Source organism: Aquitalea sp. FJL05, from assembly GCF_003852595.1.
GTDB classification, from domain to species: domain Bacteria; phylum Pseudomonadota; class Gammaproteobacteria; order Burkholderiales; family Chromobacteriaceae; genus Aquitalea; species Aquitalea aquatilis.
This window is the reverse complement of record NZ_QAJS01000017.1, coordinates 56,408-77,368: the sequence shown is the minus strand read 5'-3', so window position 1 is coordinate 77,368 and position 20,961 is coordinate 56,408. Positions and strand designations below refer to the sequence as shown.

19 protein-coding genes are annotated in these 20,961 nt (G+C 63.0%); 14 read left to right on the top strand and 5 right to left on the bottom strand.

Translation table 11 applies throughout. The features are described 5' to 3' along the window. Positions 1–206: 206 nt before the first annotated feature. From DBR44_RS15940 to DBR44_RS15890, 11 genes are all read left to right on the top strand, one after another. Positions 207–2,609, top strand: coding sequence for a transporter substrate-binding domain-containing protein (locus tag DBR44_RS15940; protein ID WP_124645004.1), 2,403 nt, complete (start codon positions 207–209; stop codon positions 2,607–2,609). Then, complete coding sequence (locus tag DBR44_RS15935; protein ID WP_103523826.1) at positions 2,606–3,235, top strand: response regulator transcription factor; 630 nt, start codon at positions 2,606–2,608, stop codon at positions 3,233–3,235. Before DBR44_RS15940 ends, DBR44_RS15935 begins: the two co-directional genes overlap by 4 nt. Positions 3,236–3,325: 90 nt before the next feature. Then, the gene (locus DBR44_RS15930; protein WP_124645003.1) at positions 3,326–4,372 is read left to right on the top strand and encodes an RNA methyltransferase; all 1,047 of its coding nucleotides are present in this window, start codon (positions 3,326–3,328) and stop codon (positions 4,370–4,372) included. Between the two features lie 114 nt (positions 4,373–4,486). Continuing rightward, positions 4,487–5,569 (top strand): HD domain-containing phosphohydrolase, encoded by a 1,083-nt coding sequence (locus tag DBR44_RS15925; protein ID WP_199731076.1) that lies wholly within the window; start codon positions 4,487–4,489, stop codon positions 5,567–5,569. 100 nt (positions 5,570–5,669) lie between these two features. Next, positions 5,670–6,485: an alkaline phosphatase family protein gene (locus tag DBR44_RS15920; protein ID WP_124645002.1), complete on the top strand. Its 816-nt coding sequence runs from the start codon at positions 5,670–5,672 to the stop codon at positions 6,483–6,485. A gap of 91 nt (positions 6,486–6,576) precedes the next feature. After that, positions 6,577–7,050: an antitoxin Xre/MbcA/ParS toxin-binding domain-containing protein gene (locus tag DBR44_RS15915; RefSeq protein WP_124645001.1), complete on the top strand. Its 474-nt coding sequence runs from the start codon at positions 6,577–6,579 to the stop codon at positions 7,048–7,050. Then, a complete protein-coding gene (locus DBR44_RS15910; RefSeq protein WP_124645000.1) occupies positions 7,047–7,523 on the top strand; it encodes an RES family NAD+ phosphorylase in 477 nt (158 codons plus the stop codon). Before DBR44_RS15915 ends, DBR44_RS15910 begins: the two co-directional genes overlap by 4 nt. Positions 7,524–7,733: 210 nt before the next feature. Beyond that, positions 7,734–9,263, top strand: a complete 1,530-nt coding sequence (locus DBR44_RS15905) for a catalase (RefSeq protein ID WP_124644999.1) — start codon at positions 7,734–7,736, stop codon at positions 9,261–9,263. 69 nt (positions 9,264–9,332) lie between these two features. Next, positions 9,333–10,088, top strand: a complete 756-nt coding sequence (locus DBR44_RS15900; RefSeq protein WP_124644998.1) for an AraC family transcriptional regulator — start codon at positions 9,333–9,335, stop codon at positions 10,086–10,088. Positions 10,089–10,150: 62 nt separating this feature from the next. Further along, positions 10,151–10,804 carry a LysE family translocator gene (locus tag DBR44_RS15895; RefSeq protein WP_124644997.1) on the top strand — a complete coding sequence of 218 codons (654 nt, stop codon included), beginning with the start codon at positions 10,151–10,153 and terminating at the stop codon, positions 10,802–10,804. 33 nt (positions 10,805–10,837) lie between these two features. Then, entirely contained in the window at positions 10,838–11,638 is an 801-nt protein-coding gene (locus DBR44_RS15890; RefSeq protein ID WP_124644996.1) for a carboxylesterase, read from the top strand. Between the two features lie 3 nt (positions 11,639–11,641). Here DBR44_RS15890 and DBR44_RS15885 read toward each other — a convergent pair whose 3' ends face one another. Continuing rightward, positions 11,642–15,070, bottom strand: coding sequence for an AAA family ATPase (locus DBR44_RS15885; RefSeq protein ID WP_124644995.1), 3,429 nt, complete (start codon positions 15,068–15,070; stop codon positions 11,642–11,644). Further along, positions 15,067–16,284 carry an exonuclease subunit SbcD gene (gene sbcD / locus DBR44_RS15880; protein ID WP_124644994.1) on the bottom strand — a complete coding sequence of 406 codons (1,218 nt, stop codon included), beginning with the start codon at positions 16,282–16,284 and terminating at the stop codon, positions 15,067–15,069. Before sbcD ends, DBR44_RS15885 begins: the two co-directional genes overlap by 4 nt. Before the next feature lie 160 nt (positions 16,285–16,444). On the opposite strand from sbcD, the gene DBR44_RS15875 reads away from it, so the two are divergent. Beyond that, a complete protein-coding gene (locus DBR44_RS15875; RefSeq protein WP_124644993.1) occupies positions 16,445–16,999 on the top strand; it encodes a phospholipase D family protein in 555 nt (184 codons plus the stop codon). Positions 17,000–17,041: 42 nt separating this feature from the next. Here DBR44_RS15875 and DBR44_RS15870 read toward each other — a convergent pair whose 3' ends face one another. The 3 genes from DBR44_RS15870 to DBR44_RS15860 all read right to left on the bottom strand — a co-directional run bounded on the left by DBR44_RS15870 (position 17,042) and on the right by DBR44_RS15860 (position 19,241). Continuing rightward, entirely contained in the window at positions 17,042–17,632 is a 591-nt protein-coding gene (locus DBR44_RS15870; RefSeq protein ID WP_124644992.1) for a cysteine hydrolase family protein, read from the bottom strand. A gap of 173 nt (positions 17,633–17,805) precedes the next feature. Then, complete coding sequence (locus DBR44_RS15865) at positions 17,806–18,009, bottom strand: cold-shock protein (protein ID WP_059287215.1); 204 nt, start codon at positions 18,007–18,009, stop codon at positions 17,806–17,808. Between the two features lie 323 nt (positions 18,010–18,332). Then, positions 18,333–19,241, bottom strand: a complete 909-nt coding sequence (locus DBR44_RS15860; RefSeq protein ID WP_124644991.1) for a LysR family transcriptional regulator — start codon at positions 19,239–19,241, stop codon at positions 18,333–18,335. A 98-nt stretch (positions 19,242–19,339) separates the two neighbouring features. Between DBR44_RS15860 and DBR44_RS15855 the strand changes: the two genes are divergently transcribed. Together DBR44_RS15855 and DBR44_RS15850 are read left to right on the top strand one after the other, a co-directional pair. Further along, positions 19,340–20,086 carry a sulfite exporter TauE/SafE family protein gene (locus DBR44_RS15855; RefSeq protein WP_233578614.1) on the top strand — a complete coding sequence of 249 codons (747 nt, stop codon included), beginning with the start codon at positions 19,340–19,342 and terminating at the stop codon, positions 20,084–20,086. A 78-nt stretch (positions 20,087–20,164) separates the two neighbouring features. Beyond that, positions 20,165–20,833 (top strand): glutathione S-transferase family protein, encoded by a 669-nt coding sequence (locus tag DBR44_RS15850; RefSeq protein ID WP_124644989.1) that lies wholly within the window; start codon positions 20,165–20,167, stop codon positions 20,831–20,833. The last annotated feature ends 128 nt before the right edge of the window (positions 20,834–20,961 follow it).

Genomic DNA, 20,961 nt, shown 5'->3' with positions numbered 1-20,961 from the left:
TATCACGGCACGGCCTGCCGGCTGCGGTTAACCGCAGGTAAAAAAATGTCAGGAAATGTAAGCATGCGCTGAAGAAGTATGAGGTACAGCCCGGGGGCGACTTTGGCAAAAGCGGCCCGACAGAGTAAAGTATGCCGCTTCCATGCCGCCCCTGCCCGCAGGCCGGCGGCCAGCCCCGCTCACCCTTTTCACTCACAGGCTTCACCATGCTGCAGGCCGTCCGCCCTCGTCCGCTGTTGTTCGCCCTGCTCGGGCTCTTGGCCAGCTTGTGCTGCAGCCTGTCCGGCGCGGTTGCCTCCAACGGTCACAACTGGCTGGCCGCCCATCGCGACTGGCGGGTGGGCGTGGTACTGCAAGCGCCTTATGCCCAGATCAATCCGCGCAACCATCTGCTGGAAGGTGCCGATGTCGAAGTAATGCTGCTGCTGGCCAACAAAATGGGCGTACAGCTGAGCTGGCGTACCTTTGCCAGCCAGCAAGCACTGGACCATGCCGTGGAAGACGGTACGGTGGATGTTGCACCCGGCATGCTGCAAACACCGGCCAGCCTGCATCACTGGCTGTTTTCCCAGCCCTATTTGCGGGTACCGCACAAGATTGTCGGCTTCCCTGATGGCAGTGGTAATGCGGTGGATCTGGACCGGCTGTCGCTCAACGAACGACTGGCGGTGAACGGCAATAGCGATGCCCTGCGCTTTGTCCGGCGCAACTACCCGGAACTGCCGCGCGTGGAAGTGGCCAACGACCGCAGCGCACTGCAAACCGTGCAGCAGCAATACGCCGAATACGCCATCGTCGACGAAGCCCAGCTGACCACCCTGCTCAAGGAAGCGGAATTCTCCCGCCTGGCCGTGGTCGGCGATCTGGGCTACACCCACCTGCTGCGCATCGGGGTCCGGCGTGACTGGCCGGAGCTGCCCGCCGTACTGGACCGCCAGCTGCAGGACATCCCCGGCAGCCGCATGGAGCAGCTGTACGCCCGCTGGATGCTGCCCAGCTATCCACGGCTGATCGACTCGCTCACCTTCTGGCACCGGCTAAGCCTGGCGCTGCTGCTAAGCAGCCTGTTGCTGGCCGTGGTGTGGAACCACCAGCGCCGGCAACGGCGCTGGGCAGAAAAACGCCTGCTGGCCGCCCGCATGGAGCTGGAGGCGCGTGATCTGGCCGAGGAATCGCTACGGCTGACCCAGTTCTCCATCGACAACAGCACGGTGGGCATCCTGTGGGTCAACTGGGACAGCCGCATCCAGTACGCCAACCGGGCGGCAGAAACCATGCTGGGCTACCCGGCAGCACAGCTGTTGCGCTTGTCGCTGCCGGAACTGCAGCCCTCGCTGGACCACGCCCGCTGGCTGGAAATGTGGAACCAGCTGCGCAGCCGCAAAGCCGTCAGCAGCTTTGAAACCCACTGCCTCAAGGCCAATGGCCAGGCGCTGCCGGTGGGCGTCACCCTCAGTTTTCTCAAATTCGGCCGCACCGAATACCTGGTGGTGTACCTCAACGACATTACCGAACGGCAAAAAGCCCGCGCCGCCCTGGAAGAAAGCGAAGCCCGCTTCAAGGGCATGGCCAGCAATGTGCCGGGCATGGTGTTCCGGCTGGAGCGCCCGGCGGCGCAAATGCCGGTGCGACTGGCCTTTGTCAGCGATGCCAGCCAGAGCATGCTGGGCTACAGCCCGCTGGACATGATCAGCCTGCCTGCGGGCTGGCTGGATGTGGTGGCTGCAGACGACCGCAGCAGCTACCAGCAAGCCTGGCAACAAGCCGACCAGCACAACCACGATCTGGCCTGGCAGGGCCGCATGCTGCATCAGGACGGGCAATTGCGCTGGGTGGACATCAAGGCCACAGTGCGCTGCTTTGATGATGGCCATGTGGTATGGGACGGTATCGTCTGGGATATCTCCGAGAACAAGCACAATGAATTGCAGCTGGCCGAATCGCGTGGCCTGCTGCGCAGCCTGTCCGCCCATCTGGAATCGGTACGCGAAGAAGAAAAAGCCCGCATCGCCCGCGAAGTCCACGATGAACTGGGGCAAATCCTGACCGTGCTGCGGCTGGAAACCTCGATGTGCGAACTGAGCTTCGGCCACAGCGACAGCAAGCTGGCCGAACGGCTGCAGGCGATGAAAAAGCTGATCGAGCAAACCTTCCAGATCGTGCGCGACGTCGCCACGGCGCTGCGCCCGCCAGTGCTGGATGCCGGTATCGGTTCGGCCATCGAGTGGCAGGCCCGCCGCTTTGAAAAACGCAGCGGCATCCCCTGCCTGATTTCCGTACCGGACAGCCCCATCCCGCTGAGCGATGCCCGCGCCATCGGCGTGTTCCGCATCCTGCAGGAAGCCCTCACCAATGTGCTACGCCATGCCGAAGCCAGCACCGTCAGCGTCGGCCTCACCTGCAACCAGGGCATGATCACCCTGAGCATTGCCGACGACGGCAAGGGCTTCGACCCGCAAGCCCACCGTCAGCTGCGCTCTTTTGGCCTGGTGGGCATCCGCGAACGCGTGCTGCTGCTGGGCGGCGTACTCGACATCGACAGCCAGCCGGACCAGGGCTGCACTCTCACCATCCGGCTGCCGGCCGAAGCAGGAAAGGAAACCGCGTGATCCGCGTCATCATTGCCGAAGACCACAAAATCGTCCGCGAAGGCATCAAGCAGCTGGTCTCGCTGGCCGAAGACATCAGCGTGGTGGGCGAAGCCACCAATGGCACCCACCTGCTGGAACAACTGCGCCAGATCCCCTGCGATGTGCTGCTGCTGGACATTTCCATGCCCGGCACCAACGGGCTGGAATCCATCCCGCGCATCCGCGCGCTGGACAATCCGCCGGCCATCCTGATGCTGTCGATGCACGACGAAGTACAAATCGCCGCCCGCGCCCTCAAGGCCGGTGCCGCCGGTTACAGCACCAAGGACAGCGATCCGGCACTGCTGCTGACCGCCATCCGCAAGGTGGCGGGCGGCGGCCGCTACATCGACCCGCAACTGGCCGACCGCATGGTGTTCGAAGTGGGGCTGACCGACTCCCGCCCCGCCCATGCCCAGCTGTCCGAGCGCGAATACCAGGTATTCGAACGGCTGGTGCACGGCACCAATGTCAACGAAATCGCCCAGCAGCTGAACATCAGCTCCAAGACGGTGAGCACCCACAAGGTGCGGCTGATGCAGAAGCTACAGGCGCACTCGGTGGCCGACATGGTGCGCTACGCCATCGACCATAAGCTGATCTGAGCGCAAGCCGCCGGCAAAATCCACCCGCCGCCGTGCTGCTTGCGCTACCCTATGCGCCGTTTATCGTCGTTACCGCTTCAGACATCACTCATGCGCATTCAGGATTTTCACCAAGCCCTCACCGCCCTCGGCGCCCGCCCCTGCCACATCGGCCGTATCAACCGCGCCTGGCTGCAAGGCCTGGCGCTGGACCATGGCACCCGCCACCAGCAAAGTGCGGACTACTTTCCGCTCAGCGTGCGTCAGGGCCTGCCGGCGCTCAGCCAGCAGCTGGAAGCACTGGCGCGCATCCACACCCAACATGAGGCGGCGGATGCGTCGCAACGCCTGCTGGTGGAACTGGCCGACGGCCAGCTGGTGGAAAGCGTGCTGCTGCCGCGCGACGGGCTGTGCGTTTCCAGCCAGCTGGGCTGTGCCGTGGGCTGCACCTTCTGCATGACTGGCAAATCCGGCCTGCTGCGCCAGCTGGGCAGCGCAGAAATCGTGGCGCAGGTGGTGCTGGCGCGGCGTATCCGCCCGGTGAAAAAAGTGGTGTTCATGGGCATGGGCGAGCCGGCACACAATCTGGACAATGTGCTGGAGGCGATAGACTTTCTCGGCAGCGAAGGCAATATCGCCCACAAAAATCTGGTGTTTTCCACCGTGGGCGACCCGCGCGTGTTCGAGCGCCTGCCGCAGCAGCGGGTGAAGCCGGCACTGGCCCTGTCCTTGCACACCACGAATGCCGACCTGCGCGCACAGCTGCTGCCGCGGGCACCGCGCATCAGCCCGGCCGAGCTGGTGGCACAGGGCGAACGCTATGCCCGTCAGGTGGGTTATCCCATTCAGTACCAGTGGACGCTATTGGCCGGGGTCAACGACAGCCAGCAGGAGATGGATGCCGCCATCGCCCTGCTCAAGGGCAGGTACGGCGTGCTGAACCTGATTCCCTACAACAGCATGGAAGGCGACCACTACCAGCGTCCGGCCACCGCCCACATCGATGCGATGAAACGCTATCTGCACCAGCACGGCGTGCTGACCAAGATCCGCGACTCAGCCGGCCAGGATGTAGACGGTGGCTGCGGCCAGTTGCGCGCCCGCGCCGCCGACATCATCGACAGCAGCCGCCTGCAGCGCCGCCAGCGCCACGGCTGAAACCATGCCGGCACCAACCCGGCAGCAACATTCCGTTGACATGGCATTTGTCCGCTTTGCTATCATGGTTACTTTCGGCTATGCCGGCCAACCAAGACAGCAAGGAATCCCTGCGTGCGGCTTCGCTTTGAACAATGGCGTGACTTCCTCGACATGGATGCGGACAGTATCAGCACCCTGCGCGAGTTTGGCGGACTGATCCGCCCCCACATGGAGCAACTGATGGATGGGGTGTATGCCTACATCCATGCCAATGCGGCGGCCAGCGCCACCTTCAGTGACCCTGCTGCCCTGCAGCGCGCCCGGGCCCACCAGCAGCATCACTGGCAAGAACACGTCTTTACCGGCAATTTCAACCAGGACTACCTGGAAGCCACGCTGGCCATCGGCCGTACCCACCAGCAACTGGGCGTGGACCTGCGTTTTTACTCTGGCGCCTATGTGGTAATACTCAATCAGGTGGTGGTGCTACTAGGCCAACTGGTGCCGGATGAAGCCTGCCGCACCCGCTATCTCACCGCCATCAACCGGGCGATATTCCTCGACATGGGGCTGGCCACCTACGCCTACTACGACACCCTGCTCAACGCACTGGAAGACATGGCACAGGAAGTCACCCTCAGCCTGGCGCGCGCCGGGGAGTACCGTGACAACGAAACCGGCAAGCACATTACCCGCATGAGCAAGATGTGCGAACAGATGGCACTGGCAATGGGCAAGGATGCCACCTGGGCGCATGCGCTGCGCATGGCCAGTCCGCTGCACGACGTGGGCAAGATCGGCGTGCCGGACCGCATCCTGCTCAAGCCCGGCCGCCTGGACGACAGCGAAAGCCAGATCATGCGCGAGCACCCGCGCATCGGCGGCACCATCATTCCCGAGCATCCGGCCCTGGTCATCCGCATGGCGCGGCGCATTGCCCTGACCCACCATGAAAAATGGGATGGCAGCGGCTACCCAGCCGGGCTGTGCGGCGAGGAAATCCCGCTGGAAGGCCGCATTGCCGCCATTTGCGATGTCTACGACGCCCTGGTTTCCACCCGCCCCTACAAGCCGGCCTGGACCCAGCAGGCAGCGCTCGACTATCTGCAACAGCAAAGCGGCCTGCATTTCGATCCGCAACTGGTGACCACCTTCTTGCGCATCGTGCCGGAAGTCGAAGCCATCCAGTCCCGCTACGCCGAAGAAACTTGCTGAACCAGAACCCTGCCAAACCAGGCCCCCGCGCATCACCAGCCTGTCATCAAGTCATGGCACACTGGCCGATTGCAGGTAGACAATGGCAAGCGGAGGCAAGATGCGCAGCAAGGTGATTCTGGTGGTGGTGGATGGACTGGGCTGGCAAGCCGGCCATGACGGCATGGGCTATCTGCAAGGCCTGTGCGAGGCGGGCCTAGCCAGCCTGCATCAGCTGCGCTGCGAACTGCCCTCGCTATCGCGTCCGCTATACGAATGCATTCTCACCGGCGTCACCCCCATCGCCAGTGGCGTGGTGCATAACGATGTCGTGCGGCTGTCCACCGAACAGAGCATTTTCAGCCTGGCCCACGCTGCCGGACTGCGCACCGCAGCAGCGGCCTATCACTGGATCAGCGAGCTCTACAACCGCGCACCTTATGATGCCGTGCGCGACCGCCTGACCGATGATGAAAGCCTGCCCATCCAGCATGGCCTGTTCTACCATCTGGACCATTACCCGGACGACCATCTGTATATCGATGGCGAACTGCTGCGCCGTCGCCACGACCCGGACTTCCTGCTGATTCACCCCATGGGCGTGGACGATGCTGGCCACCGCTTTGGTGGCGACAGCACGGAATACCGCAATGCCGCCCGTTACCACGACAAGCTGTTGTCGCAATATCTGCCGCAGTGGCTGGCCGAGGACTACCAGGTACTGGTTACCAGCGACCACGGCATGAATGCCGACCACAGCCACGGCGGCATATTGCCGGAAGAACGACTGGTGCCGCTGTATCTGCTGGGCAGCCGTTTCAACCATGCCAGCACCGCACGGGTGCGCCAGGTGGAGCTATGCGGGCTGATGGCCAGCCTGCTGGGTATCCCGCACAGCAAGCCGGACAACCAGGCCGTGCTGGGCCAGCCCGACTGAGAACAGCTTCCACGGCAGCACGCCGGCTACTTGCCCAACTTCAGCAAAATGCCGATACTGCAATGGCAATTTGCCGAAAGTGGAGCTAGCCATGGAAACCAGCCTGTTTACCCCGCGTAGCAAGACACCCCCGCTCCCCCTGCGGCGCAAGGGTGGCTTGCAACTGGACGGCCTGGCCAGACTGCTGGGCCAGCCGCTGCAAAGCGAGCTGGAACTGGCCAACTCGGTGGCCGACGGACTATCCACCACGTTGATCACCAACCTGGGCAAGGCCGGCCTCAGCCGCAGCGAGCTGAGCTTTGTCATCCCCGAGCGCACCCTCAGCCACCGCATCCGCAAGGGTGAGCAGCTCAGCCGCGACGAATCCGAGCGCGGCATCCGGCTGGCCAACCTGCTGCTGCTGGCCGAACAGGTGCTGGGCCAGCAGGACATCGCCACCGCCTGGCTGCGCCAGCCGCTGCAGCGCTTCAACGGCGCATCGCCGCTGGACACCGCCCGCACCGAACAGGGCGCACGGCTGGTGGAAGCCTTGCTGCTGCAGATCGATGAAGGCTATGTCGCATGATCGCCTGGCGCATCAGCAATTACGCCGACCTGCACGGCCTTGGCGGCCTGCTGGTGGGCGGCCGCTGGCATAGCGCCGGCCAGCCGGTGGTTTACCTGGCCGACCACGCCGCCAGCGCCATGCTGGAAATGCTGGTACACAGCGAACTGCCCAGCCTGCCGCCCGGTTTTCAGCTGCTGAAAGTAGCCATTCCCGACCATTGCGTGATGCAGCTGGACGAAGCCGTGCTGGAAGCAGACTGGCGGCAGCAAGCCGAACTGAGCCAGGCCATGGGCGACGACTGGCTGGCCAGCGCCCCTTCTGCCGTATTGAGCGTCCCCAGCGCGCTGGTGGTGGATGGCTACAACTACCTGCTCAATCCGCGCCATCCGGACGCCGCTTTCTGCAAGATCATCGACATCATCACCGCGCCGCTCGACCCCAGATTACGCAGCCGCCACTCGCCATCTCCCACGCCCACCAGCCATACTTAGTACCGGTTGTTGCAAGCTTACCCGCTGTGCTAACCAGCAACCGGGCGCGCTGCACGGCACGCTAAGCAGCTGAAATAACAAGCCATTTTCCTATCAAATAATCCCGGTTATTAAATAGATAACACTGATAGCTGCCATAAAAATTTCAAAATTCATCCGCAGCGACCTGCTCCCTAGACTGAAGGCCCTTTCACCTTCAGGACCAGCACAATGGCCAATCACCGCCCTCTTTACGCCCTGGGAGTCATCACACTCAGCCTGGCATTGCTCACGCCGGCCCACGCCGCCACCCTCACCCGCGACAACGGCGCTGCAGTCGGCGACAACCAGAATTCGCAAACCGCCGGCCCCAACGGCCCGGTACTGCTGCAAGACGTCCAACTGATCCAGAAGCTGCAGCGCTTCGACCGTGAACGCATCCCGGAGCGCGTGGTTCACGCGCGCGGCGCAGGCGCGCATGGTGTGTTTGAAGCCAGCGCCGACATTTCGGCATTGTCCCGCGCCAAGGTCTTCGCCAAGGGCAACAAGACCCCGGTATTCGTGCGTTTTTCCACGGTGATTCACGGCCAGCACTCGCCGGAAACCCTGCGCGACCCGCGTGGCTTTGCCACCAAGTTTTATACCAGCGAAGGCAACTGGGACCTGGTCGGCAACAATCTGCCGGTGTTCTTCATCCGCGATGCCATCAAGTTCCCCGACATGGTGCACTCGCTCAAACCGTCGCCGGATACCAATCTGCAAGACCCCAACCGCTTCTTTGACTTCTTTGCCCACCAGCCGGAAGCCACCCATATGCTCACCCGGCTGTACTCCGACTACGGCATCCCCAAGGGCTATCAGTACATGGACGGCAATAGCGTCCACGCCTGGAAGCTGGTCAATGCCCAGGGTCGTTACGTGTACGTGAAATTCCACTGGGCCAGCCGCCAGGGCCAGCACAACCTGACCATGCAGCAGGCCGCCGCCTTGCAGGCAAAGGATTTCAACCACGCCAGCCGCGAACTGATGCAGGCCATCAAGCACAAGCACTACCCGCAATGGGACCTGTACATCCAGGTGATGCAGCCGGAAGACATGGCCAAGCTCGACTACAACCCGCTGGACGCGACCAAGATCTGGACCGACGTGCCGGAACGCAAGATCGGCACCATGACCCTCAACCGCAACCCGGCCAATATCTTCCAGGAAACCGAGCAAAGCGCCTTTGCCCCATCCAACCTGGTGCCGGGCATCGAGCCTTCGGAAGACCGCCTGCTGCAAGGCCGTATCTTCTCCTATGCCGACACCCAGCTGCACCGCGTGGGGACCAACGGCTTGCAGCTGCCGGTCAACCGTCCGCAAGCCGCCGTGGACAACAACAATCAGGATGGTGCGATGAATGGTGGCCAGCGCCAGGGCGCCGTCAATTACGAGCCTAGCCGCCAGGGCGGCCTGCAACAGGACGCCAGCGCCCGTTACAGCCAGCTGCCGCTGTCTGGCAGCACCCAGCAGGCCGGCATCGCCAAAACGCTGAACTTCCGCCAGGCTGGCGAGTATTACCGCAGCCTGAACAAGCAGGAGCAGGCCAACCTGATTGCCAACCTCGCCGCCGACCTGGGGCAGGTCAGCAACGTGGCCACCCGCAACACCATGCTGTCCTACTTCTACAAGGCGGACAGCGGCTATGGCCAGGCTATCAGCAAGGTGCTGAATGCCAATGTGGCTGACATTGCCAAACTGACCGCCCAGCTGCACGAGTAAGACGCCAGCAGCGCCATGGCTGTCGCCCTATGGCTGGCGGCCACGGCCTGACATGGCTATAGTCGCAGCATGATTTTCCTGCGCACGCCCCTGCTGGAACTGGCCGGCATCCAGGCCTCGGCTGCCGGTTTTCCCAAGCACACCCACGACGAGTACGTCATCAGCGTCAATCTGGGTGGGCTGGAAGAAGTATGGCTGGATGGCAAGCGCTTCGAGGTGCGGCCAGACATGCTCACGGTCTACCCGCCGGCTGCGGTGCAGGCCAGCCGCAGCCTGAGCGGCGAAGACTGGCAATGCCTGTCGCTCTATGTGGCACCGGCAGCCTTCCCCGCCTATTTCGACTGCCTGCCGCCCGATCTGCCCAGCCAGTTGCAGCGCCCCGAGCTGGCGGCAGCGCTGCGCCAACTGGCCACACAAGACGCCAGCCTGCGCGAAGAAGCCATCATCGCCCTGCTTGCCCGCCTGCCACAGCACGGCACATCCACCGCCGACAGCGTCAGTAACCGCGGCAGCCTGCTGGTGCAGCGGGTACAGCAACAGCTGCTGGATGATCTGTCACAACCGCTGACACTGGATGCGCTGGCGCAGCAGGCCGGCATCACCCCTGCCCATCTGGTGCGCCGCTTCCATCAGGCTTGCGGCCTGCCACCACTGGCCTGGCAGATGCAGCAGCGCATGGCCGAAGCCCGCCGCCAGCTGCGCGCCGGCCAGTCCATCGTCGAGGTGGCGCTGGCCACCGGTTTTGCCGACCAGGCCCACTTCAGCAAGGCATTCAGCCGTTTTTGCGGCATGACACCCGGCCGCTACCGCCAGATCAATTTTTGACAAGACGCGCCCGCAGCCAGGCCGGTATCATCCGCCATCATTGTTAATGCGGATGTGCTGTCATGCTGGCCATTGCCACCAAGGGTTTTCTGTTGTCGGTATCACTATGTCTGGATATCGGCATCGTCAATGCCGCCCTGATCAATACCGGGCTGCGCCGAGGACTGCGCCCGGCGCTGATGATGGGCCTGGGCTCCTGCTTTGGCGACCTGTTCTATGCCCTGCTGTCCTTGCTGGGCATGTCGCTGCTGTTCGGCTTCACCCCGGTGCGCTGGGTGATGTGGCTGGGCGGCGGCAGCGTGCTGCTGTGGCTGACCTGGAAAATGGCCCGTTCCGCCTGGCACGAGTTTTACCACCCCACCACCAAGGACAGCAGCAACGGTGCGGATGATGAGCAGCGCCGCAGCACGGCGGCGGAGTTCTGGCGCGGCCTGCTGATGGCACTGGCCTCGCCCTCCTCGTTGCTGTGGTTTGCGGCAGTCGGCGGCAGCATCATTGCCCAGTCCACCGATGGCAGCTCGCTGGCAGCCAGCGTGTTTCTGGGCGGCTTTTTCCTCGGCGGCCTCGCCTGGTCGTCCTTTCTGGCCTGGCTGGCCAGCCATGGCCAGAAGCTGGTAGGCCACCGCCTGCTGCTGTATTGCAATGCCGCCTCGGCCGCCCTGTTTGCCTATCTGGCGCTGGGCGTCATCGTGCATGGCTATCAGACCTTGCTATAACAGAGCCATCTGCCACCACCCCGAGCCCCTGCCATGTTGCGACGATTACGCCTGCTACTGTTGCCCCTGCTGGGGCTGATCGCCACCACGGCCCTGGCCAATCCTCTCGGCCCGACGGTGGGCGTGGTGCTGATGCACGGCAAGGGTGGCAGCCCGGAAAAACATGTCGACAAGTTGGCCAAGGCCCTGCAGCAACAAGGCGTGCTGCTGGCCAATCTGGACATGCCGTGGTCCGGCCGGCGTGAATACGATGCCGATGTCGCCAGCGCGGTGAAGCAGGTGCAAGAGGCGCTGGAATCACTGCGCAACCAGGGTGCGCGCAAGCTGGTGGTGGCTGGCCATAGCCAGGGCGGGCTGTTTGCGCTGTATCTGGCAGGCCGGCTACCCCTGGATGGCGTGATGGCCATTGCCCCCGGTGGCAATGTGGCGGCTGGCACACCGCGCGAGCGGCTGGCAGATACCGTGGCCAGCGCCCGCAGCCTGCTGGCCGCAGGCCATGGCGGGGAAAAAACCCGGCTGGCGGATTTTGAAGGCAGCAAGGGGCTCTACCCGATCACCACCACACCGCGCATCTATCTGGACTGGTTCGACCCGGACGGGGCCATGAACCAGAGCAAAGCCGTGCAACAGCTGCCAGCCAGCCTGCCGGTACTGTATATCTCGCCGGAGGACGACTACCCGGCCCTGCAGCGCGTGCGCCAAAGCATGTTCGACGCCCTGCCGGCCAATCCGGCCAGCCAGTTGCTGATACCGCCGGGCAGCCATCTGCAAGCGCCCACCGCCGCCATACCCGGCATCCTCACCTGGCTGGGCCGTATGGCCGGCACGGACTGAGCCTCAGCCTCCCGTTACCGACAGCGCCGACAGCCCGATGCCGCCGGCGCGCGCCACCTTGATCTGCACCGCAATGCGCTCCTTCATGCCTTCCACATGGCTGATGACGCCTATCATCTTGCCGCTGGCATTCAGGCTGTCCAGCGCATCCAGCGCAATTTCCAGCGTTTCGGCATCCAGCGTGCCAAAGCCCTCGTCCAGGAACAGCGAGTCGATGGAAGTCTTGTGGCTGACCAGATCAGACAGCGCCAAAGCCAGCGCCAGACTGACCAGAAAACTCTCCCCGCCCGACAAGGTGCGGGTGTCGCGGCAGACATCCGCCTGCCAGCTATCGACGATTTCCAGTTCCAGCTCGCCTTCCGCCTTGCGCCGTAGCTGGTAGCGCCCATGCAGGCGCGCCAGCTGGCGATTGGCCAGATACACCAGATGATCCAGCGTCAGCCCCTGGGCAAAGCGGCGGAACTTGTCGCCCTTGGCCGAGCCGATCAGCCCATCCAGCCGTTGCCATAGCTCGCTGTCCGCCTGCTGGCGGGTAATCTGCGCCAACAATGCCTGTAAGCCATTGCGGCGCTGGGCATCGCTGTCCAGCAAGGCCTGCAGCGCACCGCTCTGGGCACTCAGTTGCTGACGCTCACCATCCAGCGTGGCCTGCTGTGCCTGCAGCTCATCCAGACTCAGTGGGCTGACTGCCGCAGCTTCCAGCTCGATTTGGCGGGCACTGGCAGCCTGCAGCAAGGCCTCGGCCTGCTGCAGCGACTTGTCCAATGCCTGCTGCATGGCTTGCAGGGCGGCGCGCTGGCTCTCCGGCAGGCAGGCGGCGGCAAAGGCGGCCTCATCGGCAAAGGGGCTGTGCTGCAAGGCCTGCTGCCATTGCTGCGCGGCCTCATCCAGCTGCAACTGCTGCTGGCGGATATCCTCCGCGACTTGCTGTTGCTGCCCTTGCAACTGCGCCAGCGCGGCGGCCAGCACTACCCGTTGCTGCTGGCAGGCTTCCAGCTGCGCCACCGTTTCGGCCAGCTCTGCGGCTGGCGCAGTCACTGCCGGCAGCGGCTCAGGCAAGGCCAGTTGCTGCCAGTATTGCTGCCATTCATGGCACTGGGCATCAGCCTGCGCGGCCTGCACCTCCAGCCGTGCCAGCTGTTGCTCCAGCCTCTGCATCGCTTGCTGTTGCTGTTGCCAGTCTTGCCATTGCTGCTCGCAATCGGCCAGCCAGCGCACGGGATCAGCCGGCATGGCATGGCCCGCCTGGGCCAGCGACTGCTGCAGCACCTGCCACTGCGCCTGGGCTTCTGCCGCAAGCCGTGTTACCTGCTCATCGGCCTGCGCCCATCGCTGTTGCATGCTGGTGGCAGCCTGTTGCAGCAAGGCCAGCTCGGCCTGGGCGGCCTGCCACTGCTGTTGCGCTTGCTGGCTGGCCTGCAAAGCCTGCTGCCAGCTACGGGCGGCGGCTTCGGCCAGCAGCAATTGCTGCTGGAGCTGCTCTTGCTGCTGCAAGGCAGCCTGGGCAGCCTGCGCCAGTACGTCCGGCTGCTGCCATGCCTCCGGTGCCACGGCCAGCGCATCGGCCAGCGGCTGCCACTGTTGCCACTGCTGTTGCTGATTAGCCTGCTGTGCTTGCCATTGCTGTTGCAGGCTGTCCAGCTGCTGTTGCAGGACGGCCAGTTCGGCACTGGCTTGCTGGCCTTGTGCCTGCACCGCGTCCAGCGCCTGCTGCTTGTCCAGCACAGCCTGCCGTGCCGCCGTGGCATCCAGCGCCTGATAGTGCTGCACCAGCGGATGCGTGGCAGAGCCGCACAGCGGACAGGGCTGGCCCGGCTGCAACAGCGCGCGCTGGGCTTCCAGATCCTGTATGCGTAGCTCCAGCTCCAGCAGGCGCTGCTTGTCGGCCAGCTGTTCCTGCAGTTCACGATACTGGCTGCGCAGCGTGGCCAGCGCCGCCGTGCGTTGCGGCAGCAGCGACTGTTGCCGTGTCAGCGTCTGCTGCAAGTGCTGTTCGGCCTGCCAGCCTTGCTGCAACTGCCCGGCCAGCAAGATGGCTTGCTGCCACTGCTGGCTGGTTTGCTGGGCGGCCTGCCATTGCTGGCGCAGGCTGGTGACATCCAGCTGCTGGCTGGCGGCAGCGGCCGTCTGCTCGGCCTGTTGCGCCTGCTGCAAAGCGGCTTCGGCTTGCTGGCAGACAAGGGCTTGCGCCTGCAAGCGCTGCTGCCCGTCTGCCAGTGCGGTGGCCAGTTGGCTGCGTTGTTGCTCAGCCTGCGCGCTGTCCTGCTGGCCACGGGCATGCTGGGCAAACTGGCTGCGCCAGAGCGGCAAATATTCTCCCAGCCGCGCCAGTTGTGGTTGGGCCTGCTGCTGAGCTTGCCACTGCTGCCATTGCTGCCCTGCCTGCGCCTGCTGCGTGGCCAGCGCCGTGGCCTGCTGACGGGCCAGACCCAGGCCTTGCCAGTTGAGCTGCTGCCATTGCTGCCAGTTGTGCTGGTAGCGCGCATTCACCGCCTGCAAGGCGGCTTCACCAGCAGCCAGCCGCTGCTGCTGGCTTAGCCAGTGCTGATACAGCGGCACGATGCGCTGCGCCGGCTCGCTGGCGGCCAGTTGCTGCAATTGCGGCGCGGCCTGCGTGATGGCGGCTTGCGCCTGTTCCAGTTGCAGGCTGGCAGCTTGCTGTTGCTGCTGTGCCTGCGCCAGTTGCTGCCGCCATTGCAGGGCCTGGCCAAGCTGTTGCTGTTGCCCGGCCAGCGTGTGCTGTTGCTGCTGCAGGGCAGTCAGTTGCTGCTGCATGGTGCTGCGTTGTAGCTCGTCCAGCAGCTCCACCCCGCCGGCCTGCGCCTGCAAGTGCTGCAAAGCCTGGCGGCTGTCACGCGCCCGTTCGAACACGCGCTGGGAAATCTGGCCGTACAGCTCGGTGCCGGTCAGCTCTTCCAGTAATTCGGCCCGTTCATTGGGGCTGGCATTGAGAAACGCCGCAAAGCCGCCCTGCGCCAGCAGCATGGACTTGGTAAAACGGGCGAAATCCAGCCCGGTGATGGCGGCAATGCGCTTGAGCTTGTCCGTGCTGTGGGTCGTAAGGATTTGGCCGTCGCCGTCCGCCAGCTCCACCCGCGCCGGCTGCAAGGCGCCATCGGCCTTGTCACGTGCCCGCCGCTGGCTCCAGAAGGCACGATAGGCCTTACCCTTGACCTCAAACTCCACCTCGGCCAGGCAGTCGGCGGTGTGGCGGGTCATGATGTCGTTGCTGCTGGCCGAAATGGTCTTCAGCCGTGGCGTTTCGTGGTAGAGCGCCAGGCAGATGGCATCCAGCAGTGTGGATTTGCCGGCACCGGTGGGGCCGGTAATGGCAAACAGGCCGTTGTCGCGAAACGGCGGCTGGCTGAAGTCGATCTTCCACTCGCCCTTGAGCGAATTCAGGTTTTTCAGGCGCAGGGTGAGGATTCTCATGCCTGCTCCTCCTGCAAGGCAGTCAACACCTGCTGATAACGCTGGCGCAGCTCGCCGGCCAGCGCCTCATCCAGTGTTTCCTGCTGCAAGCGCCGCTCGAATACCTCGGCCGGCGTCAGTTCGTCCAGCGTACTGCGCTGCGCACTCAAGCCCGCCACGGCCTGGCTGCGGGCGCGGCGCAGGCGCAGCAGCTCGGCCGGCTGCCCTTCCAGCATGTTCTGGATGCGGGCTTGCAGATCGGACAGATAATCATCGCCTTCCACCACCACTTCCAGCCACAGCGTCTGCCCGGCTGGCGTGGCGGCCAGGACGGCTGCAATGGACTGCTGCAAATCGGCCAGTGTGCCGCGCAGGCTGCACAGGGGCTGGAAGCAGGGTACGGTCAGCGGACTAATGCTGGCGATGGCTGCATCCTGCAGCTCCAGCAGCAACATCTGCTTGCCTTGCCCCAGCTCATCAAAACTCAGCGCCAGCGGTGAGCCGCTGTAGCGGATATGTGACTGGCCACCCACCTGCTGTGGCCGGTGGATATGTCCCAGCGCGATGTAGTCGAAAGGTGGAAAGGCATTGGTGGGGAAAGCATCCAGCGCGCCAACATAGATGTCGCGCACCGATTCACTACTGCTGGCCCCCACGGTGGTGAGATGGCCGCTGGCCAGAATGGGTAGCGGCAAACCGAGGCGGCTGCGCTCTTGCAAGGCCAGCTGATACAGGGCCTGATAATGCGCGGCAATGGCCTGTTGCAGGCCCTGCTGTTTTTCCTCGGCACTATGCCCGGCCTGGCTTTGCATCACGTCGCGGGCGCGGATAAAGGGCACCGCACACAGCAAGGCCGCTGGCTGGCCCTGTCTATTGCGCAACGTCAGCAACTGCAGTGACAGATCCTCCGCCACCGCTGGCACCACGGTGCAGCCCAGATAAGCCAGCAGCGGCCGGCTCTCTTCCAGCGTTGCCACCGAGTCGTGATTGCCCCCCAGCAAAACCAGCTGGCAGCGTGCCTCGTGCAGCCGCACCACCAGCTGGTTGTACAGTTCGCGCGCATAGCTGGGCGGCGCACCGGTGTCGAAAATATCTCCGGCCAGCAGCACCGCATCGATAGCCTGCTGCGTCACCTGCAATAGCAGCCAGTCGATCAGGGCCTGATGTTCCGCCTGGCGGCTGCGGCCCATGAAGTGCTGGCCCAGATGCCAGTCCGAAGTGTGAAGAATGCGCATGCCATCACTCATCAAGAGAAGTAGCGCGCATTCTAGCAAGCCCGGCGCCAGCCTGCCCGCCCGGACCATTCACCAGCAGCACCAGCGATGGCGCAGCACCGTTGCCAGCAAGACTATTGGCGGGCCGGGAAGCTGCACGATAGTGATTAGAATGGGCAAGATGAAACCACTGCGAAATTACTTGCTGGCGAGCTTGCTCGCCGCCCTGCTTGCATGCCCTGCGACACAGGCGGCAACCCGGCCTGTCATCAGCCAGAGCGAAGTTGCCTTTGCGCCGGACCCGGCTGCGCTGCAACTGGTATTGAAAGCGATACAGAGCGCCCGCCGCTCGATTCATGTGGCCGCTTACGTCTTTACCAGCAAACCGGTGGCGCAAGCCTTGCTGGCAGCACAGCACGCCGGCATCGAAGTCGCCGTGGTAGCCGACCGCAAGGAAAACAGCGGTCGCTACAGCGCCACCCGCTTTCTGGCCGACCAGCAGCTTCCAGTACGGCTGAACGCCCGCTACGCCATCTTCCATCATAAATTCATGATCATTGACGCCATGCATGTACAGACCGGCAGCTTCAACTACAGCGCGGCGGCAGCCGGCAAGAATGCGGAAAACGTACTGGTCGTGTGGAATGCGCCGGAACTGGCAGCGCGCTACGAGCAGCAGTGGCAAAGGCTATGGCAGGAAGCAGACACACTGGCGGATGCTACCCGGAGTGATTAGCGCCGCCAGAATCATGCAAAGTGGATTGTGCGCCGTGCACGCTCAGCCGCGGGTGCTTGCAGTGGCAGCAAGAATCGCTGCCGCCGGGCACACCTGGCAGTACTCGCCATGCAAATTGGCCAGGCTCATCGCATGCACCTCACCAGCAGTGCGCCACTCGCCCGACCAGTCGGTGCGGCCAAAAGTGAAGCAGGCATCCTCTACCAGATAAACGGCGTATGCCAGATTGCCAGCCATGCGCACAGTCGCTTCGACCGAATTGCTGGTGGCCACGCCCAGCACCACCAGGGTTGAGCAGCCCATGGCCGCAAGCTGTGCTTGCAGATCGGTACCGATAAAAGCCGAATTGGTCTGCTTGGCCAACACCCACTCACCCGGCAAGGGAGCGACTTCCGGCTTGAAGGCATGGCCGGGCTGGCCGGGACGGTAAGTCGATGCCGGTTCCAGTGAATCGTGCCGGACATGGCATACCGGGCGCTGCTGGCTGCGCCAGCGCGACAGCAACTGTGCAGCCACGGCTTCGGCCTGCGGATTATTGCGCTCGCCCCAACTGGGGTCGTCCACTGCTTGCTGCATGTCTATCAGCAGCAATACGGCGTTGGCGGGAAGTGTCGGCAAGGTGGTGGCAGGCATGGCTATTTGGCAAGCAAAGTGATGCAGCAGCATAGCAGAGCACACGCTACCTGTATTTTCGTCGCGATGAAATGCAAACAACCCACCGGACCTGAGTCGGGTGGGTTGTTGTCTGCCTGACTAGCTGTCAGCCGCTTTTACAAGCTGCTGCGACTAGACATGACAATCAGCAATTACAGCGGCTGAATGTTGGTAGCAGCCGGGCCTTTTTGACCCATTGCCTTGGTGTAGCTAACTTTCTGGCCATCATGCAGCGACTTGAAGCCGTCTACTTTGATTTCGGAGAAGTGAGCGAACAGGTCATCACCGCCGGCGTCCGGAGTGATGAAACCAAAGCCTTTAGCGTCATTGAAGAATTTAACGGTGCCGGTTTCCATAATACATCCCTAACAAAATAAAATTTAAACTGGGCAAAAGCCCGGAGACAAGAAATTCAAGCAATCGACATTTGAACAATTAGGCAACTCTTTTGGAGGGACGCACACTGTAACGAAATAGGCACAAAACTTGAAATCTTGCAGGACCGTTATACGCACCTTGTTCCATGCGGTCAAACATTATCTGCCAAATCGGCAAAATAATTTCCGTTCAAACCATGGCACATTCATATATATGACGGAAATATTGATGCCACGGATAAAAACAGCATGGGCAAAATATGCCGCGCAGCCATCTGCCATGGCAGCACCGGGCAGCAAGATCAATAGTGAGCGGCCAGGGCTTGCTCCGACTGCAATGCCGCTCGCAGGAATTCCAGCCAGGCACGCAGCTTGGCCTGCTGCGGCTGCGCCGGCGGATACAGTGCATAGATGTCGGCCGGTTCCGACTGCCAGTCTGGCAACACGCGCAGCAACTGCCCACTCCGCAGCAGTTCACCCACATCCCACCACGAGCGCAGCACCAGCCCCAAGCCCTGCATGGCCCACTGCACCGCAGTTTCGCCATCATTACTGGATAGTGGGCCGCGCACCTTGACCGTTTCTTCCCGCTCGCCCTGCTGTAGCACCCAGCTGCCATGCGTGTCGTGGTTTTCGCGAATCACGATGCACTCATGCCGCAGCAAGTCACGCGGCTGCGTGATCGGCGAACGCCCGGCCAGATAGGCCGGTGCCGCACACAATACCCGCCGGTTACGCAGCAACAGGCTGGCATGCAGCCGCGAATCCGGCGGCTGGCCGAAGCGGATGGCCACATCAAACCCCTCTTGCCGGCGCGGCGGACGGTCGCTCAGTTGCAGCTCCACCTCCAGCCGTGGGTATTGGCAGGCAAAGTCCGCCAGCAAAGGCGCGATATGGCGGCGACCAAAACCAAAACTGGCGTTGACACGCAACAGGCCGTGCGGCTGATTCGGGTCACCGCGCACCCTCCCCTCCAGCTCGGCGATTTCACCCAGCAGGCGGCGCGCCTCGGCCAGATACAGCTGCCCGGCCTCGGTCAATTGCAGTGAACGGGTAGTCCGCCGCAACAGCACGATACCAAGCCGCGCCTCCAATTCCTGCAGACGACGGCTGATCACCGGCGGCGTGACACCCAGCTGCCTCGCGGTAGCCACCATGCTGCCGCACTGGTTCAGCTGCAGGAAAAATTCCAGATCGGACACCGCATTCATTATTGCACCCAGCTTAATAATGGTTTCGTTGAAACTGAATTATAGCCATCAATTCACCTAGTAAACTGTGACATAGACAATCAAACATGGAGCTTGCAATGCTTGGGCAGATACTGGAAGCACTCGCCCTGGGTGGCCTGCTGGGTGGCATTGGCGGCCTGCTGGGCATCGGCGGCGGCATCCTCGCCATACCGGTGCTGGTCATGCTGTACGGCATGAACCAGGCGCTGGCGCAGGGCACCGCACTGGTGATGATGACGCCCAATGTGCTGATCGGCTTCTGGCGCTACCGCCAGCGCAATCCCTTTCCCTTGCGCACCGCGATGCTGATCGGCCTCTGCTCGGTGATCAGCACCTACCCGGCCGCCCGGCTTGCCGTCGACATGGATGCCGGCCTGCTCAAGCAATGCTTTGCCGCATTCCTGCTATTGCTGGCGGCGTACTTCCTGCTGGACAGCCGGCTGCGCCAAGTGTCCGGGCGGCCAGCCTGGCCGGAAGTGATGCTACCGCTGGTCGGCGTAGTGGGCGGCCTGTTTGCCGGCCTGTTCAGCGTGGGGGCCGGCATCGTTGCCGCGCCGATTCTGGTGAAGGGTTTTGGCAAAAAGCAGGCGGTAGCCCAGGGGCTGGCGCTGGCACTGGTCGTGCCTGGAGCAGTGGTGGCCCTGTGGACCTATGGCCGCGCCGGCCATATCGACTGGCAACTGGGCCTGCCCATGGCCTTGGGTGGAGTCTGCACTGTTTCGCAAGGCGTGGCGTGGGCACACCGGCTGCCGGAAAGCCGGCTGAAACAACTGTTTGCACTGATGCTGATTACCACCGCACTGCTGATGTCACGGCACGTTTGAGTGACTTGCCGTAAAACCGCTTTTGTTTTGCCAGACGGATCTCTATGATCCGTCCATCATTTCTGTTTGGTCGCCATCATGATTACCCTGCACCACCTGAACAATTCCCGCTCGCAACGCGTCATCTGGCTACTGGAAGAATTGCAGCTGCCCTACCAGATCAAGCACTACCAGCGCGATGCCCGCAGCATGCTGGCCCCGGCCGAACTGAAAGCCGTGCACCCGCTGGGCAAGTCGCCCGTCATCACTGACGACGACATCGTGGTGGCCGAGTCTGGCGCCATCATCGAATACCTGGTGGAAAAATATGGCGCAGGCCGACTGAAACCGGCTGCCGACAGCAAGGCGCTGCTGGACTATCGTTACTGGCTGCACTACGCCGAAGGCTCGGCCATGCCGCCACTGCTGATGAGCCTGGTATTTTTCCGCCTCGACCAGCCGCCCATGCCCGCCTTGCTGCGACCACTGGCACGCCTGATTGCCAAGGGCGTGCGCAGCAATTACCTGAATCCGCAGTTGCAACTGCACTTCGACCATATCGAACAGCAGCTGGCCCCAAGCGGCTGGTTTGCCGGCAAGGATTTCACTGCGGCCGACATCCAGATGAGCTTTCCGCTGGAAGCAGCCAGCCATACAGGCATCGTGAGCACCCGCCACCCGCACATCAAGGCTTTCCTGTCCGCCATCCATGCTCGCCCGGCCTACCAGGCCGCGCTGCGCCAGGGCGGTCAATACGATTACGCCTGAGCATGAGAGTGAGCGACCTGCAGCGCGGGGGCTTGACGAAAAAATCCAGCCTCGCTATGATGCCGCTCTCTTTTGGAGGGGTTACCCCAGCGGTCAACGGGTCCGGACTGTAAATCCGGCGGCTCAGC